Genomic DNA, 16,656 nt, shown 5'->3' with positions numbered 1-16,656 from the left:
CCCGCCCTACCGTCCGTCCCCGCCGGAGCGGGACACGAACCCGGGGACGCCGGCGGTCGTCGTACGGCGTTCGGCCTGACGGACCGTCTCGGGCAGGCTGTTCTCGATGCGTCGGAGCTGAGCGGTGAGGCTGCGCAGCCACACGTCCAGGTCGACCAGCGCGGGCATCGGCGTCGGGTCGGGCGGGGCGGGTGTCGGTCGCGAGGAGGAGGGCCCGTTGTCGGCCGGCCCCTGGTGTGGTGGCCGCGCCGCACCTGGCGGCCGGGCGACATCGAGCGGTGAGGCCACCTGCCCCGGCTCCGCCAGGTACGGCCCGTCCCGTTCGCCCTGGGACAGGTCACCCGCGCACAGTGCGGCGAGCCGGTCGGTGGTGCTCGCCAGTGCGCACGCGCCGGCCCGCGCGTGGTCGGCGGCATCGCCCGGCATGGCCTTGACGGGCAGGTCGACGCGCGGCAGCCACTGGGCGCCTAGCAGGATGTGGTTGGCGGCGATGAGCACGGCGTGCCAGTCGGTGTGGGCGTGCCTGCTGCTCCCCGGCTCGCTCCGGTACTGGGCGTAGGCCGACTCGGCGAGGCGCAGCCGGTGCAGGGTGGGGAGCGTCGACGGAGCGGGGGCCGAGCCCGGTGGCGCGGCGGCCAGGGTCGCGACGGTGCCCTTGATCAGCGGGCCGCATTCCCGCAGCAGCCCGGCCATGGTCCGCAGCACTTCCCGGCGGGCGCCGGACGGCCAGGCGAGCATGGCGCACAGCAGTCCGATGGCGCTGCCGGTCACGACGTCCACGATCCGGTCCGCGGCGATGTGCCAGGACGCGGGGGCGATCTGGGCGAACGCGGTGGCCACCACGAGGGTGAACAGTCCCTGGGCCCAGGCGATGCCGAGCAGCGGCCCGAGCGCGAAGGCGATCAGCATGCCCGGCGCCAGCAGCGCGGCGTACGCCTCGGTGTGCTGGCCGAGGCCGAGGAGCAGCGCGCCCGCCGCCACGGCACCGACGAGGTTGCCCGCGACGGCCTTGCGGATGGCGACCCAGGTCTCCCCGACGGTGGTGCGGCTCAGCGTCAGCACCGCCAGCAGCACCCAGAACCCGTGCGCCAGGTCGAGCGAACCGGCGACGAGCCGTGCGGCGGCGAGGGCCACGGCGATCCGCAGGGCGTTCTGGAACTGCACCGAGTGCAGCGTCATGTTGCCGAGGATCCGGCGCGACCAGAGAGAGGGGGCGGAGGCCCGGGTGTACCAGAACAGCTCCCGTGGCTCGATGGGCGGCGTGCGCCGCCCGTCGAGCGCGACCCGGACGGAGATCTCCAGGACCCGGACGGACTCGGCGATCGCCAGCAGTGCCGCCTGCCGTCGCAGCACCGGCACCGGCGGAACCCGGGGGGCCGCCCCGGTCACCTGCCGGATCCGTAGCTGCTGGAATCCGTCGATCGCCGCGTCCATGCGCTGGGAGCCGGGGGCGGCCCGGCCCGTCCGCAGGGCCGCGGCCGTCTCGTGGCACAGGGTCGCCACCTGAGGCAGCAGCGACCCGGACGCCACGTCGCAACTGCCCGCGCCGTCGGTGTGCCCGTCCCCGTCCCTCTCCGGGTCCGCGCCGGTGCCGTCCCGGACCAGCGCGCGCAGTTCCCCGGACTCGGCCAGATGGGCGAGCTGTTCGAGCAGCCGGCGCGTGGCGGAGCCCGCCTGGGACAGACCACGCGCGGCGCGGTCCGGTCCGGCGGGGCGTTCCGCCGGCGGGGTGTCGGACAGCCGCAGCCGCGCCCCGGCGTCCCGCAGTTCGAGGGGCGACAGACGGCTGCGTCCCGAGATCGTGTCGCCGGCCGTCGAGAGCGCCTGCGCGACGGTCTCCCGGTAGGTCGGGCCGGCGGGCTGCGGCAGCAGGAACAGCTCGCACAGCGCCAGCACCACCACGCCGTAGGTGAGCCCGCCCAGCCGCAGCCACAGGGTCTCGGGTTCGTACGGCGGGAAGCAGGCCAGGATGTAGAAGAGCTGGAGGCCGGGCGCCGCTCCGGCCGGCCGGGGGCCCGCGATCGCGGCGAAGGCGAGCAGGAAGCCGACGACGAGCATGCCCACCACCGCCGACCAGGTCTGCACCGCAAGCCCGGTCCCGAGGGCCACCAGCACCAGGCCCACCGGCAGCGCCTTGAGCATGACCTCGGCCCGTTGCCGCCCGGACCCGGGGATCGAGGACAGCAGACCGAGGGAGATCGGTCCGAACAGCGCGTACAGCGCCACGACCGGTTCGTCGAGCCCGTACAGGAACGGGTAGAAGCCCGCGGAGGCGGACAGCGACACCCGCAGCGACCGGCGCAGGATCTCCGTCCGCTGCGCTCCGCCCTTCACGGCAGGCACCCGTCGACACACGTGACGCGGAACAAGGCGGTCGCGACCGCGGTGAATGCCTCACTGCGCGCGGCCGGGGAAGCCTCAGCGCGCATCAGCACGCTCCTCTCGGGCGGCGCCGCGGTGTCACGGGCGGGCGGACAGGCGACCCGCTCCCCATTGTCGGCCGCTCCCGAACGGACCGCAGCCCGGCGCAGGCGCGCCGATCGGGCCGTTCCCGCCCGTGTGCGGTTACCGTCGGTGACATGGACGGCGTTCGCCAAGGGTGGCGTGTGTGCGCGCTCGCGGGCGCGGTGTTCGCGGTGTGCATGGCCGGCACCACGCTGCCGACCCCGCTGTACCCCCTCTACCAGCAGAAGTTCGGGTTCTCCGAATTCACGGTGACCGTCGTCTACGCCGTGTACGCCTTCGGGGTCATCGGCGTGCTGCTGCTGGCGGGCAACGCGTCCGACGCCGTGGGACGGCGAGCGGTGACGCTGTGGGGTCTGGGATTCGCGGCGGCGAGCGCGGTGTGCTTCCTGTGCGCGACGGAACTGGGCTGGCTGTACGCGGGGCGGCTGCTGTCAGGGGTGTCCGCGGGCCTGTTCACCGGGGCCGCCACGGCGTACGTGATGGAGTTGGCACCGCCCGGCGGTGCCTCGCGGGCCACCTTCGTCGCGACGGCCGCGAACATGGGCGGGCTGGGCTGCGGCCCGCTGCTCGCCGGGGTACTGGCGGAGTACGCCGTCTGGCCCCTCCAGTTGCCCTTCGTCGTGCACCTCGCGCTGGTGGCCGTCTCGGTGGTGGTCCTGCTGCGCCTGCCGGAGACGGTGCGGGAACGGAAGCCGCTGAGGACCGTGCGGCCCCAGGGGGCCGCTCTGCCCGCGCAGGTGCGGGCGGTGTTCGGGCCCGCGGCGATCGCCTCGTTCGTGGGGTTCGCGCTGTTCGGGGTCTTCACAGCGGTCAGCCCCGCGTTCCTCGCCGAGTACCTGGACATGCGGAACCACGCCGTGAGCGGGCTCGTCGTCGCGCTGGCCTTCTTCGCCTCGACGGGCGGGCAACTGTGTGTGGGGCGGATCGGGGTGCGGCGCTCGCTGCCGCTGGGCTGCGCCGGGCTCCTCGTCGGCCTCGCGCTGCTCGCCGGCGCGCTGTACTGGGACCAGCTGGCGCTGGTGGTGCTGAGCGCGCTCGTCGGCGGAGGCGGCCAGGGGATGACGTTCCGCGCGGCGCTGGCCGCGGTCGCCCACGCGTCTCCGGCGGACCGGCGCGCGGCGGTGATCTCGACGCTGTTCGTGGTGGCCTACGCGGGCATCTCGGTGCCGGTGATCGGGGTGGGGGCGCTGACGGGACCGATCGACCTGGAGGGCGCGGGGCTGGTGTTCATCGGCTGCATGACCGTGCTCGTCGTGTCGGCCGCCGCCTATCTGCTGCGACGGCCGGTCCCCGAGGAGGCGTGAGCGCCCGACGCCCCCTTCCGCCTACTGCCCCACTCGCCCGTCGACGCACTCGCGCAGCAGATCGGCGTGTCCGCAGTGGCGGGCGTACTCCTCGATGCGGTGGACCCACAGCTCACGGACGGAGGTACCGTCCTTGCCCACCCGCGTGCCGAGGTCGGTGTGGTCGAGCAGCGCCTCGTCGGTGGCCGCCTGTTCGCGGGCGAGGTCGGCGAACGCGCCGTCCACCACCGCCTGTTCCGCGACGGCGCCCTCGAAGTCGCGGTCGCGGGCGCCGTACAGCTTCGGTTCGGGGTCCTCGGGGCGGATCCAGTTGCGCCAGTCCCGCTCCACCTCGGCGAGGTGACGGACCAGCCCCAGCAAGGACATGGTCGACGGCGGGACCGAGCGGCGCGCCAGGTCCCGCGGACCCAACCCGTCGCACTTCATCCGCAGGGTCATGCGATAGCCGGCCAGGAAATCCCGCAGCGTCGCCAACTCGCCGTCCGGGCTCGCTCCCTCGCTGTTGCGCGGGTCCTCGTCGGGATCCACCCACATGTCTGCGTAGACGGTGGCCTTGGTCCATCGCTCCGGCTTGTCGCTCATCGCGCCCACGATGCCGAGCCGCGGCCCGACGCGCAAACCATTAGTCGGGTGCGCCCAGTGCGTCCCGCGCCGCGGCGAACAGACGGGCACAGCGCCGCGTCATGGCATCCACGGACTCCTCGGGATGGTTGATCCACCAGCGGACGAGGGCCGTGGCCATGCCCTGCCAGGCGTGGCTCAGGGCATCCGCGTCCAGTGGGTCGAAGGAGTCGGCCGCCAGCAGGACGTCGGCGGTACCCCGTGCCGCGCACGCGTCGACGTCGGCCCGGTAGCGGCGCGCGCGGCGGGCGGCCTCGCTGTCGGCCGGGAGCGAGATGTCGTGGAGCAGGAACCAGGCCTCCCGCTGCCCCTCCAGCGCGGTGAACAGGCCGCGCAGGACGCGCAGCGGTGCGGGCGGCGCCCACCCGTCGCCACGGCTCTCGGCGGCCTCGGCCGAGTCCCGCACGGCGGCGCGGACGGCCGCCAGGATCCGGTCGCCGACCGGGACCAGGCACGCGAGGTACAGGTCGTGCTTCGCACCGAAGTACTGGTGCAGCAGCGTCTTGGTGACCCCGACGCGGGCCGCGACCGTCGCGAGCGAGGTGCCCTCGTAGCCACGGCGGCCGAACTCCTCCGTGGCCGCGGCGAGGATCTGCTGCTCGCGCCTGGCACGCGGGACGCCTTTGGTGCCCGCCCGGGGTGAGGGGGTTGCCATGGAGGGAATTTACCACTAGGTAATTTACCTACAGGTAAGTTCTTGGTGAGCTCGACGAAGGAGCCGGCACATGTCCGCCGAGACCGTGGCCCGCACGTCCCGCGACCGCTCGTGGTGGGGATGGGGGTGGGCCGACGCCCAACCGGACGACGCCGAATGCGTCGCGCTGGGCGCCCTCGTGCCCGGCACCCTGGCCCGGCCGCTGCCCCTGCCCGAGGTGGCCGACCTGCACATCGGCAGGCCCGCCGCCGAGGCACCGCGCAGTCTCGGGCACCTGGTGACGTACGACCCCGAGGAGCGTGCCTCGCACGCCATGGGAAAGGCCTACCGCGACGTCGCGCGCGCCCTGCGGGGCCGGCCGGGCCGCATTCCCGACCTGGTCGCCCGTCCGGCCCGTGACCAGGACGTGGCCGACCTGCTGGAGTGGGCAGGTGAGCGGCGCGTGGCGGTCGTCCCCTACGGCGGCGGCTCCTCGGTCGTCGGCGGCGTGGAGTACCGCGGCGACGCGCATCGTGCGGTGCTGTCACTGGACCTGACCGCCATGGACCGCGTCCTGGAGATCGACGACGACAGTCGCGCCGCCCGCATCCAGGCCGGCGTGCTGGGCCCCGCGCTGGAGGACCGACTCCGCCCGCACGGCCTCACGTTGCGTCACTTCCCGCAGAGCTTCGAGTTCTCCACCCTCGGCGGCTGGCTGGCCACCCGGGCCGGCGGGCACTACGCGACCGGCCGGACCCACATCGACGACTTCACACAGTCCCTCCACGTGGTCACCCCCGCCGGTACCAGCACCTCCTGGCGGCTTCCCGCATCCGGTGCGGGCCCCTCGCCGGACCGTCTCTTCCTCGGGTCCGAGGGCACCCTGGGTGTCATCACCGAGGCGTGGATGCGGGTGCAGGAACGCCCCCGGCACAAGGCGTCCGCCTCGGTGTCCTTCACCGACTTCCCGGCCGCGCTCCTCGCGGTGCGCGCCCTCGCCCGGTCCGACCTCGCGCCCGCCAACTGCCGGCTGCTCGACGCCGGCGAGGCCGCTCTCTCCGGCGCATCCCGGGACGGCCACGCCGTGCTCGTCCTCGGTTTCGAGTCCTCGACCGGCCCCGTGGCCGATCGCCTCTCCCAGGCACTGGAACTGGCCCGCGCCAACGGCGGCCGGGCCGACGCGGACGGCCAGGACCGGGGCGGGCCCGCCGACGGAGCGGTCGGCGCCTGGCGTTCCGCCTTCCTGCGGATGCCCTACCTGCGGGACGGGCTCGCGCGGATGGGCGCCATCACCGAGACCTTCGAGACGGCCAGCACCTGGGACCGGCTGCCCGCCCTGATCGACGCCGTCCGCACGGAGGTCGGCGCCGCCGCGCACAAGGCGACAGGGCACCCGGCGCTCGTCAACTGCCGCCTCACGCACGTCTATCCCGACGGCGCCGCCCCCTACTTCACGGTGATCTCCGGGGGGCGGCCCGGCGACGAGGTGGCCGTCTGGGACGACCTGAAGGCGGTCGCGGGGGAGGTTCTCCACCGCCATCGGGCCACCGTCACCCACCACCACGCCGTCGGTCGCGACCACCGCCCCCACTACGACCTCCAGCGCCCCGAGCCCTTCGCCCGGGCCCTGCGCGCCGTGAAGCGCGCCCTGGACCCGGCCGGAATCCTCAACCCCGGCGTGCTCCTGGACGGTTGACCGTGCCGGCGGCCCTCGCGTGCCGGTCCGGTCCGGGATCGTTCGCGGTGCCGCCCTTCGCCGGAAGGCACCCGGCGAGACATGTTGCTACGCTCGAAATGGCCTCATCGAGCGGATGGCGCCTCGCCGTGGAGGCCCCCGGCGCAGTGCTCGGCGAAGGGCGGCCGCGCCGCTCCGGCCAGGCACGCGCCGGAGATCGTGCGAGCGCGGTCGCTCCGTACCGCCGTGGCAACTCGCCGAGTCCGGTGCCGTGGTGCGCCTCGACCTGGAGAAGCAGGCCGGCACCCCGGCGGGAGACGCGCCCGTGCTCACCCTGGAAGGTGATGACCGGATGGATCTCAAGTTCGAAGTGGTCGTCCTCCCCGTGTCCGACGTCGACCGTGCCAAGGCCTTCTACGAGGGACTGGGCTTCCGGCTGGATGTCGACCACGTGGGCGACGAGGGCTTTCGCGTGGTGCATCTGACGCCGCCGGGATCGCAGTGCTCGGTCCTCTTCGGCAACGGGGTGTCGAACGCGGCGCCGGGCTCGGCCGAGGGGCTGCACCTGATCGTCGACGACATCGAGGCCGCCCGCGCCGAACTCCTCGCACGCGGCGCCGACATGAGCGAGGTGTTCCACGACGCCGGCGGCGTCTTCCACCACGCGGGGGAGGAGGGGCGCGTCGGCGGCCCCGAGCCGGAGCGCGCGAGCTACGGCTCGTTCGCCTCGTTCAGCGACCCGGACGGCAACGGCTGGGTGCTCCAGGAGGTCACGACCCGGCTTCCCGGGCGCTGACCCGGCACGCGCCGCCCCGTGACCGGACCCGCGAACACGCGGCACACAGACGCAGGAGCAGCAGTGGACGACACCTCCCGCACGTACGACGTCGTCGTCATGGGCGCCGGCCCCGTCGGTGAGAACGTGGCCGACAGGACCAAGGCGGCCGGGCTCAGCACCGTGATCGTGGAGAGCGAGCTGCTCGGCGGCGAATGCTCCTACTGGGCGTGCGAACCCAGCAAGGCGCTGCTCCGGCCGGTGCTGGCGCGTGCGGACGCGCGCCGTGTGCCCGGGTTGAGGAAGGTGGTGGCGGGGCCGCTGGACGTTCCGGCGGTCCTCGCGCACCGCGACGACATCGTCTTCCACTGGCAGGACGACGACCAGGTCGCCTGGCTCGACTCGGTCTCCGTCGACATCGTGCGGGGCCACGGCCGTCTCGACGGCCCCCGCCAAGTCGCTGTGACCACCCCCGACGGCGGTACGGTGCGCCTGACCGCACGCCATGTGGTCGCGGTCTGCACCGGCACCCGCGCCGCGCTGCCGGACCTCCCCGGCCTGGACGAGGTACGGGTGTGGACCAGTCGCGAGGCCACCAGCGCCGCCGCCGTGCCGGGGCGTCTCGTCGTGGTCGGCGGTGGTGTGGTGGCCGTCGAGATGGCCACCGCCTGGCGTGCGCTGGGCGCCGAGGTGACCCAGCTCGTCCGGGGCCAGGTCCTGCTCCCGGGCAGGGAGCCCTTCGCCGGGGAGCTGGTCGCGGAGGGACTGCGCGAGGCGGGCGTGGACGTCCGCTTCGGAGCCTCCGTCACATCCGTCACGCGGGAGGGCGGGCCCGACGGCGAGGCCCGCGTCACCCTGGCGGACGGCGAGCAACTCGTCACCGACGAGATCCTGTTCGCGATCGGCCGGGCGCCCCGCACCGACGACCTCGGCCTGGAGACCGTCGGCCTCACCCCCGGCGACTGGCTGGCGGTCGACGACACCTGCCGGGTGGGTGCCGTCGAGGACGGCTGGCTCTACGCCGTCGGGGACGTCAACCACCGAGCGCTGCTGACGCACCAGGGCAAGTACCAGGCGAGGATCGCGGGCGCCGTGATCGGAGCCCGCGTGCACGGCGAACCGCTCGACGAGGAACGGTGGGGCGCCCACGTCACGACCGCCGACAGCGAGGCCGTACCGCAGGTGGTCTTCTCCGACCCCGAGGTCGCGCACGTGGGCCTCACCGCGCGGGCCGCGGAGAGCGCCGGCCGCCGGGTCCGGGTGGTGGACAACGACTTCCTGAGCGTGGCCGGCGCGGTCCAGTACGCGGAGGGCTACCGCGGCAAGGCCCGTATGGTGGTCGACCTCGATCGCGGCACCGTCGTCGGCGTCACCTTCGTGGGACCGGCTGTCGCCGAACTGCTCCAGTCCGCGACCGTCGCCGTCGTCGGCGAGGTGCCGGTCGCCCGCCTGTGGCACGCCGTTCCGCCCTTCCCGACGATCAGCGAGGTGTGGTTGCGCCTGCTGGAGGCGTACCGCGGGTAGGGCGGGCGGCGGCTCGGCGGGCCACGGCGGCGGGATCAGCCCCGGACGGGGTAACGGCTGGTGATCGCGACGCGGTTGAAGGCATTCATGACCGTCGCCAGCCACGACACCGCGGAGATCTGCTCCGCGCTGAGGACGTCCGCCGCGGCGTCGTAGTCCTCGTCGCTCACGTGGCCGTGGGACACGCCCGTGATCGCCTCGGTCAGCCGCAGCGCCGCGCGGTCGACGTCGGAGAACAACCCGGTCTCCGCCCACGCGGGCAGCACGGCGAGCCGGTCGGGGTTCTCGCCCTTCTTCAGGGCGTCACGCGTGTGCATCCGCAGGCAGAAGGCGCAGCCGTTGATCTGGGAGGCGCGGATCTTCAGCAGCTCGACCAGGAGCGGGTCGAGGCCCGCCGCCGTGGTCGCGCTCTCCGCCTCCGCCGACAGGGCGAGGAGGGCCTGGTAGGCGGCGGGGTGCTGCTTGCCGATGTTGACGCGCTGGGTCTCGGTCATGATTCCTTCGCTTCGCTCATGTGGCCCGCGCCACGGTGGGCACCGCGGCCGGGGTTCTCACGAGGGAGACGAGCCGGCCCCGCCGGGTGTGACGGGCGGAGCGAGGAGAACTTCCCCGGGTTGAGCACCCTGCGGTACACCGTGATCAGACCGTCCCTGACCTCTGCCGTGTCGACGCAGTGGACGCGTCCGCGCCGGTGGAGGACGAGCGCCGGCTCGCCGCCGACCTCGACGACGTCGATGCGCTCCGGGCGCCACTGACGCACCAGGCGCACCATGACCCCGGCGATCCGCTCGCCGCCGTGGAGGGGTTTGCGGGCCGCGAAGACCTCGCCCCCGCCGTCGGTGACGAAGACGGCGTCCGGATGCAGGAGCCGGACCAGAGCCGCGAGGTCCCCCGCCTCGTAGGCGGCACGGAACGTCGCCAGCACCCGCTCACGTTCCGCCCGGGGCGCCCGCGGTACGGACTCCTTCGCCTTGGCCACCCGCCGGCGCGCTCGCGAGGCCAGCTGCCGGGCGGCGGGCGCGGAGACGTCCAGCACCTCCGCGATGCGGGCGAACGCGACGCCGAAGACGTCGTGCAGGACGAACGAGACCCGCTCGGGCGGGCTCAGTTCCTCCATGATCAGAAGCATCGCCGAGCCGACCGACTCGTCCACGAGGACGGGTTCGGCCGCGTCCGGCCCCGTCAGCAGCGGTTCCGGCAGCCAGGGCCCGACATAGGTCTCCCGGCGCAGGCGCGCGCTCTTGAGGATGTCGTACGACCGCCGGGCGCTCACCGTCACCAGCCAGGCCCGCAGGTCGTTCACTGCGCGCAGGTCCGCGCCGGCCGCCCGCAGCCAGACGTCCTGGGTCACGTCCTCGGCATCGGCCACGCTGCCCAGGAGCCGGTAGGCCACGCCGAAGACCGCCGGGCGGTGCGTCTCCCACTCGGCTCCGAGCAGGTCCTGCTGCCGGGATCGCTCAGGCGCGTGCCCGTCGCCCATGTGCATCGCTTCCTTCTCGACCCGCGGTTCCAGCTTAGCCGTCCTGGTCCGGACGCCTCCCGACGGCCCGGTGGCGAGGGGCCGTTCAGTAGGTGGCGCCGTCGGCCTGGAGGGTGAAGACCTGGTCGAGGCCGACGACGGTCAGCACCCGCAGCGTGTTGGCGGGGACGGCGGTCAGGACCACGTCGGCCCCCGCGGCGAGGGCGTGCTGACGGGCGGCGAGGAAGGCGGTGATGCCGCTGGAGTCGCAGAAGGTCAGCTCGGCGAGGTCGATGACCAGGCGCTGGCCGGGTCGCAGGGCCAGGGACTCGACCCGTCGGCGCAGGTCCGCGGCGTGGGCGTGGTCGAGGTCGCCGGCGACCGCCATGACGGGACCGGTGGACGTGGTGCGTTCGGTGATGTGCAGAGGGTTCATCGATCGTGACTCGTTGCCGTTCGGGGATGCGGACGGGCGGCGGGAACGCCGAGGGCGAGCAGGGCGGTGTCGTCGTCGAGGCCGTCGCCGAAGCTGTCCAGCAGCCCGGTCAGCGCGGCGACGACCTCCTGAGGACCGGCGGGCGCGTGGGCGGCGACGAAGGCGTGCAGGGCGTCCTCGCCGTACAGGCTGTCACGGCCGGGTCCGGTACGCGCCTCGGTCAGGCCGTCGGTGTACAGCAGCAGGGTGTCGCCCGGTCCGAGCGTGGTCGCGGCCGTGGCGAAAGGCGCGGTCGGCAGGACGCCGACGAGCAGACCGCCGGGGGTGGCGAGGTACTCGACCTCCCCGGTGGACCGCAGGACCAGGGCCGGGGGATGGCCGCCCGAGGCGACGCGCACCTGGGGACGCCCGGGGTCGGCCCCGGTGTCGACGACGCCGAAGACGGCGGTGCAGTACCGGGGGTCGCCGCCGGCCGTGTACCGCTCGTGCAGCACCGCGTTCAGCGTGGTCAGCGCGGCCTCCGGCGCCGCGTCGTGCAGAGCGGCGGCACGCAGCGTGTAGCGGGTCAGCGACGTCAGGGCAGCGGCCTCGGGACCCTTGCCGCACACGTCTCCGAGGAAGAACCCCCAGCGGGTGCCGTCGAGGGGGAACAGGTCGTAGAAGTCGCCGCCGAGCTGGTCGGGGGAGGCGGTGTGGTAGTGGACGGCCGTCTCCATGCCGGGTACGGCCGGCAACGAGGCCGGCAGCAACGACTGTTGCAGCACGGCGAGCGCGTCGGCCAGTCGCGCCCGGTCGGTCTCGGCCCGCCGGTGCGCCGCCTCCGCCTCCGCGCGCGCCTGCTCGGCCTCGGCGCGGGCCTGGTCGGCCTGCCGCTTGCGGCGCAGGAGTTCGGCCTCGTAGGCGCGGCGGTCGGTGGCGTCGAAGACGGTGGTGCGGATCAGCAGCGGCTCCCCTTCGCCGCTGTGCTTGATCACGGACGAGACCAGCACCGGCAGCCGGCCGCCGCCGGCGACCTTCATCTCCAGGGCGATACCGGTGATCTCCCCCCGCATCCGGAGCAGGGGCGCGTAGTGCGTCTCGTGGTAGAGCCTGCCCCCGACCGTGAGCAGGTCGGTGAAGCGCAGCCGGCCCACCACCGCCTCGCGTTCCAGGCCCAGCCAGTCGAGCAACCGGGCGTTGATCCTGGCGACGGTGCCGTCCATCAGCGTCGAGAGATACCCGCACGGAGCGGACTCGTAGAGCTCTTCGGCGCTGTCCTCCATCAGCGAGGTGAAGACCGCGCTGATGTCCGTCTCGTCCCCGGCTCCGGACGGATCGGGGTCCTGGGCGGGTGGGCGCATCACAGGGACTTCAGGAACTCGAGGATCGCGTCCGCCGTGGGCCCCGGCGCGCTCAGCTGGGGACAGTGCCCGGTGGCGTCGAGAGTCACGAGGCTGGAGGAGGGGATCGCCGCGTGTACGTAAGCGCCCACCTCGCGCGGGGCGATGACGTCCTCGGCGCACTCCAGCACCAGCGTCGGCACGCGCACGCCCGTCAGGTCCTCGCGGCTGTCGGACAGGAACGTGGTCCGTGCGAAGACCCGGGCGACGTCCGGGTCGGTCGCGCAGAAGCTCTCGGTCAGCTCCTGGCCGAGCTCGGGCCGCTCGGGGTTGCCCATGATGACCGGGGCCATCGCCGAGGACCAGCCGAGATAGTTCGACTCCAGCGACTCCAGCAGCTCGTCGATGTCCTCGGCGGCGAACCCGCCCAGGTAGCCGTCGTCGTCGATGTACCGGGGCGAGGGCGCCACCATCGCCAGCGCCCCGATCCGCTCCGGTGCCGCCTGGGCGGCCAGCACGCCGACCATGGCGCTGACCGAGTGCCCGACGAGGACCGCCCGCCGAAGGTCCAGCGCGTCACACACGTCCACGACGTCCTGGGCGTAGCCCTGGAGCGAGGCGTAGCGCTCCTGCGTCCAGGCGGACCGGTCGGAGCTCCCTGAGCCGACGTAGTCGAAGAGGACCACCTGGTGGTGCTCGGCCAGGGCGGGCACCACGAGGCGCCACATGTTCTGGTCGCAGCCGAACCCGTGTGCCAGCACCACGGCCGGCCCGTGCGGACGCCCGGTCACGACGACGTTGTTCCTGCTGCGGATGTCCATACCGGTCATCCTGCCATCCGCCCGGGACCGGCCCGGACGGCGGTCACGACAGGGGTACCCCGCGGCCCACGACGGTGACGCGCGGGGCCCGGCGAAGGGCGTGCGGGGGCCCCGAGGGGTGTGCCGGGGGCCCGCGAGGGGTGTGCGGGTGGCGTCGCGGAGATGCTGCGGTACGCGATGTGCGCGAGAATCGAGTGCGCGCAGATCGCGGGAATGGGGGCGCGCCATGCCGATCATCTCACCCGGATTCCACGGTCGAGCGCGCGATGCGCGACACAAACTGCCGCCAGGACAGTACGAGACCGAAGGATTTCCCGTGCTGTCGGCGGGACCGACCCCCGCGGTGGACCTCGACGCGTGGGAGTTCACCATCCGCACGGAGACCGGCGCACGGCACAGCTGGAACTGGGCACAGTTGCTGGCGTTGCCCAGCCAGACGCCGACCGTCGACATCCACTGCGTCACCAAGTGGTCCAAGTTCGACACGCAATGGCAGGGGGTCTCCCTGGACCTGCTGCTGGAGGACGTGGAGACCGGCGCCGACTACGCGCTCGTGCACTCCTACGGCGACTACACCACCAACCTGCCCCTGGAGGACCTCCTCGACGGGCAGGCGTGGATCGCGTACCGCTTCGACGGCTACGAACTCCCGGCGGAGCACGGCGGCCCCGCCCGGCTGCTGGTCCCGCACCTGTACTTCTGGAAGTCCGCGAAGTGGGTGCGCGGCATCCAGCTGCTCGACGAGGAGGAGCGCGGCTTCTGGGAGAGCGTCGGCTACCACAACTATGGGGACCCATGGCGGGAGCAGCGGTATCAAGGCGACTAGGTGACCGGCTGCGCTGGAAGACGGCCCGTCTCACCGATCGGCGCGCCGAGTCCGAGGTGGCCCACACACTCGTCCTCGACGTGCCGGACTGGCCGGGCCACCTGGCCGGGCAGCATGTCGACCTGCGCCTCACGGCGGAGGACGGCTACAGCACCCAGCGCAGCTACTCGCTGGCGTCCGCGACCGACGGGGACAGTGTCGAGCTGACCGTCCAGTGTGTCGAGGACGGAGAGGTCTCGCCGTATCTGACGGAGGTCCTCGCCGTGGGCGGTCCGGTGGAGCTGCGCGGCCCGATCGGCGGCTGGTTCGTGTGGCGGCCCGAGCAGACGGAGCCGGTCCTGCTCGTCGGCGGCGGCTCCGGCCTGGTGCCGCTGATGGCGATGATCCGCACACGCCGCGCCGTCGGCAGCCGTACGCCCTTCCGGTTGGTGCACTCCGTGCGCAGCCCCGAGTACCGGCTGTTCGTCCCGGAGTTGCGGCAGGACGACCCGGGCCTGGACAAGACGTATCTCTACACCCGCGCCACCCCACCGGACTGGCCGCGGCCCCTCGGCCATGTCACCGCCTCGGACCTGTCCACCGCGGGATGGCCACCGGACTTCGAACCCACCTGCTACGTCTGCGGCTCCACCGGCTTCGTGGAACGGGCCGCCGGACTGCTGGTGGCACTCGGCCACCATCCCGGCCGCATCCGCACGGAGCGGTTCGGACCCAGCGGCTAGGTCTGCCCGGATCGGGCCGCAGCGAGCAAGCGAGCAGACGAGCCGACGTACCCCGGTACGTCGTCACGACCCGAGGGAGCTGAATCCCATGACCCAGATGCCCGGCTTCCTGGACGGCAACGCCGCCGCGGGGGATCTGCAGACCCTGTTCGGGACCGACATGACCATGGCCTCCGGACGCTGCCGCGGCTGCGGCGAACAGATGCTGCTCGCCCAGACGCACGCCTACCTGGACGGCCCCGGGACCGTGCTGCGCTGTCCCGGCTGCGAGGGCGTCCTGATGCGCCTGGTCCGCACGCCCTCCGACACCTGGCTCGACGCCGGCGGACTGGCGCACCTCAGGATCCCGACACCGGCGTGAGGCAGACCTCATGGCAGACAACACCGACCGCCTGCAAGAGCTCGCCTCGCGCGTGCGCACCCCCGACGTCGTCGACGCCATGGGGCGGATGCACCGTCACCGGTGCCACATCGACGACCTGGTGAGTCCGACGCCGGGCCGCGTCCTTCTGGGACCCGCGCTGACGATGTCGTACTTCCCCTCGTGCGAGAAGGCACTTCCGGCGGAGCACCACACCTTCACCCGTCTCCTCTCCGAAGCCGTCGAGGACGGCGCCGAGGGGAGGGTGCTGGTCCTGGCCGGCAACGGGCATCCCGACGTGTCGCTGGGAGGGGGATCGAAGCTCTCGCTCGTCGCCGCGCACGGTCTCGCCGGGGTGCTGGCCGACGGCCGACTGCGGGACTTCGTCGAACTCGCGACCCACGACTTCGCGGTCTACTGCCGGGGACAGACCGCGAAGTGGGGCGGCGACGTGGTGACGCCGTACGAGACCGACCGGCCCGTCGTCGTGGCCGGCGTGGCGGTCCGCCCGGGCGACTGGGTCTTCGCGGACGTCTCCGGCGCGGTCGTCGTCCCCGCCGCGCAGGTCGTCGAGGTGTTCGAGGAAGCCGGCCGCATCGCCCGGACCGAGGAGGCCTTCGTCGACGACGTCGACCCCGACGCCCCCGCCCGTCCCTGACCGCCGCGCCACGATCACGGGTCCGTACGGCGGCCCCCCGCGGGCGTGGGAACGCGCGCGGAGCGCGCCACCCAGGGGAAGATCGAGCCATGGTGACCAGCAATCTCGTACTCATCGCCCACACCGGCGGCGTCGGCCGGGCGGTCCTGGAGAATCTGCGTGCCCAGGGCGTGCCGGTGCGCGCCATGGTGCGACGTGACGACGAGCGCGCGGACGAGCTGCGCGCACTCGGCGCGGAGATCGTCGTGGGGGATCTGACCCGGCCCGAGAAGGTCGCGCCCGCGCTGGAGGGTGTCGCGCGGATGTACTTCGCGATGCCGGTGTCGCCGGACCATCTGCTGGCGGCGACCGTCGTGGCCAGCGTGGCCCGCGAATACGGGCAGCTGGACGGGCTGGTCGGCATGTCGCAGATGACGGTGTCGCAGATGACCGCCACCAGCACCGCCGAGTCGCATCAGCAGCGGCTGCACTGGCTGGCCGAGCAGGTGCTCGACTGGTCGGGTCTGCCGGTCGTGCACGTCCGGCCCACGGCCTTCTTGGACAACCCGCTCTTCACCGCGCTGCCCGCCCTGTCGATCCGCGAGAACGGCACCATCGCGCTGCCCTTCGGCGCCGGCCGCACCTCCCCGGTCGCGGTGGCCGACGTGGCCCGGGTCGTCTCCACCGTGCTGCGCGAGCCCGCCGCGCACATCGGCCACGTCTACGAACTGACCGGCCCCCGCGCCATGGACATGACCGCGATGGCGGAGGAGTTCTCCCGGGCCCTCGGGCGTCCGGTGTCCTACGTGGACATGCCCCCGGACCAGTGGCGGGCCGAGGTGCTCGCCAAGGTGGGCCTGCCCCCGCACACCGAGGAGCACATCCTCACCATGGCCCGGCTGCACCGCGAGAACCGCTACGACCGCGCCACCCGCGACGTCGAAGGCGTCACGGGCATCCCGGCCCAGTCGGTCGAGGTGTTCGTCGCCGCGCGCCGGGACTTCTACACGGGGTAGGCCGCCGGGACCGGCCGGTCCGGGACCTGGTGCCCGCGCGGCCGGCCCGATCCGCGGCGA

General features: G+C 73.4%; 17 protein-coding genes. 9 read left to right on the top strand and 8 right to left on the bottom strand.

Annotated features, from left to right (window positions below; all coding sequences use genetic code 11):
• Positions 1–6: 6 nt before the first annotated feature.
• Complete coding sequence (locus ACZ7LV_RS17900; RefSeq protein WP_471940339.1) at positions 7–2,334, bottom strand: FUSC family protein; 2,328 nt, start codon at positions 2,332–2,334, stop codon at positions 7–9.
• Positions 2,335–2,579: 245 nt separating this feature from the next.
• Here ACZ7LV_RS17900 and ACZ7LV_RS17895 point away from each other — a divergent pair, with 245 nt between their 5' ends.
• The gene (locus ACZ7LV_RS17895; RefSeq protein WP_471940338.1) at positions 2,580–3,770 is read left to right on the top strand and encodes an MFS transporter; all 1,191 of its coding nucleotides are present in this window, start codon (positions 2,580–2,582) and stop codon (positions 3,768–3,770) included.
• 21 nt (positions 3,771–3,791) lie between these two features.
• On the opposite strand, the gene ACZ7LV_RS17890 is transcribed toward ACZ7LV_RS17895, so the two are convergent.
• Together ACZ7LV_RS17890 and ACZ7LV_RS17885 are read right to left on the bottom strand one after the other, a co-directional pair.
• Positions 3,792–4,352, bottom strand: a complete 561-nt coding sequence (locus ACZ7LV_RS17890; protein ID WP_471940336.1) for a DinB family protein — start codon at positions 4,350–4,352, stop codon at positions 3,792–3,794.
• 40 nt (positions 4,353–4,392) lie between these two features.
• A complete protein-coding gene (locus tag ACZ7LV_RS17885) occupies positions 4,393–5,046 on the bottom strand; it encodes a TetR/AcrR family transcriptional regulator (protein WP_471940335.1) in 654 nt (217 codons plus the stop codon).
• Positions 5,047–5,116: 70 nt separating this feature from the next.
• On the opposite strand from ACZ7LV_RS17885, the gene ACZ7LV_RS17880 reads away from it, so the two are divergent.
• The 3 genes from ACZ7LV_RS17880 (at position 5,117) to ACZ7LV_RS17870 (ending at position 8,999) form a co-directional block, all read left to right on the top strand.
• Entirely contained in the window at positions 5,117–6,721 is a 1,605-nt protein-coding gene (locus tag ACZ7LV_RS17880; RefSeq protein ID WP_471940333.1) for an FAD-binding oxidoreductase, read from the top strand.
• 331 nt (positions 6,722–7,052) lie between these two features.
• The gene (locus ACZ7LV_RS17875; RefSeq protein WP_471940496.1) at positions 7,053–7,496 is read left to right on the top strand and encodes a VOC family protein; all 444 of its coding nucleotides are present in this window, start codon (positions 7,053–7,055) and stop codon (positions 7,494–7,496) included.
• A 63-nt stretch (positions 7,497–7,559) separates the two neighbouring features.
• A complete protein-coding gene (locus ACZ7LV_RS17870; protein WP_471940332.1) occupies positions 7,560–8,999 on the top strand; it encodes a dihydrolipoyl dehydrogenase family protein in 1,440 nt (479 codons plus the stop codon).
• 35 nt (positions 9,000–9,034) lie between these two features.
• On the opposite strand, the gene ACZ7LV_RS17865 is transcribed toward ACZ7LV_RS17870, so the two are convergent.
• From ACZ7LV_RS17865 to ACZ7LV_RS17845, 5 genes are all read right to left on the bottom strand, one after another.
• Entirely contained in the window at positions 9,035–9,493 is a 459-nt protein-coding gene (locus ACZ7LV_RS17865) for a carboxymuconolactone decarboxylase family protein (protein ID WP_471940330.1), read from the bottom strand.
• Positions 9,490–10,479, bottom strand: a complete 990-nt coding sequence (gene sigJ / locus ACZ7LV_RS17860) for an RNA polymerase sigma factor SigJ (RefSeq protein WP_471940329.1) — start codon at positions 10,477–10,479, stop codon at positions 9,490–9,492. The genes ACZ7LV_RS17865 and sigJ overlap by 4 nt, the downstream gene beginning before the upstream one ends.
• An 85-nt stretch (positions 10,480–10,564) precedes the next feature.
• Positions 10,565–10,894: an STAS domain-containing protein gene (locus ACZ7LV_RS17855; protein WP_471940328.1), complete on the bottom strand. Its 330-nt coding sequence runs from the start codon at positions 10,892–10,894 to the stop codon at positions 10,565–10,567.
• Positions 10,891–12,234 carry a PP2C family protein-serine/threonine phosphatase gene (locus tag ACZ7LV_RS17850; RefSeq protein ID WP_471940326.1) on the bottom strand — a complete coding sequence of 448 codons (1,344 nt, stop codon included), beginning with the start codon at positions 12,232–12,234 and terminating at the stop codon, positions 10,891–10,893. Before ACZ7LV_RS17850 ends, ACZ7LV_RS17855 begins: the two co-directional genes overlap by 4 nt.
• Positions 12,234–13,034 carry an alpha/beta fold hydrolase gene (locus ACZ7LV_RS17845; protein WP_471940324.1) on the bottom strand — a complete coding sequence of 267 codons (801 nt, stop codon included), beginning with the start codon at positions 13,032–13,034 and terminating at the stop codon, positions 12,234–12,236. Before ACZ7LV_RS17845 ends, ACZ7LV_RS17850 begins: the two co-directional genes overlap by 1 nt.
• 226 nt (positions 13,035–13,260) lie before the next feature.
• On the opposite strand from ACZ7LV_RS17845, the gene ACZ7LV_RS17840 reads away from it, so the two are divergent.
• From ACZ7LV_RS17840 to ACZ7LV_RS17820, 5 genes are all read left to right on the top strand, one after another.
• Complete coding sequence (locus ACZ7LV_RS17840; protein WP_471940323.1) at positions 13,261–13,860, top strand: sulfite oxidase-like oxidoreductase; 600 nt, start codon at positions 13,261–13,263, stop codon at positions 13,858–13,860.
• On the top strand, positions 13,830–14,582 hold the full coding sequence (locus ACZ7LV_RS17835) for a ferredoxin reductase (RefSeq protein WP_471940321.1): 753 nt from the start codon (positions 13,830–13,832) through the stop codon (positions 14,580–14,582). Before ACZ7LV_RS17840 ends, ACZ7LV_RS17835 begins: the two co-directional genes overlap by 31 nt.
• Positions 14,583–14,670: 88 nt before the next feature.
• Positions 14,671–14,943 (top strand): DUF6510 family protein, encoded by a 273-nt coding sequence (locus ACZ7LV_RS17830; RefSeq protein ID WP_471940320.1) that lies wholly within the window; start codon positions 14,671–14,673, stop codon positions 14,941–14,943.
• A 10-nt stretch (positions 14,944–14,953) separates the two neighbouring features.
• The gene (locus ACZ7LV_RS17825; RefSeq protein ID WP_471940318.1) at positions 14,954–15,601 is read left to right on the top strand and encodes an RraA family protein; all 648 of its coding nucleotides are present in this window, start codon (positions 14,954–14,956) and stop codon (positions 15,599–15,601) included.
• A gap of 89 nt (positions 15,602–15,690) precedes the next feature.
• Positions 15,691–16,596: an NAD(P)H-binding protein gene (locus tag ACZ7LV_RS17820; protein ID WP_471940317.1), complete on the top strand. Its 906-nt coding sequence runs from the start codon at positions 15,691–15,693 to the stop codon at positions 16,594–16,596.
• The last annotated feature ends 60 nt before the right edge of the window (positions 16,597–16,656 follow it).

The sequence above is a fragment of the Streptomyces sp. NPDC107562 genome (assembly GCF_055657325.1).
Note: the sequence above shows the minus strand (reverse complement) of the source record. Positions and strands in the feature narration are given on the sequence as shown.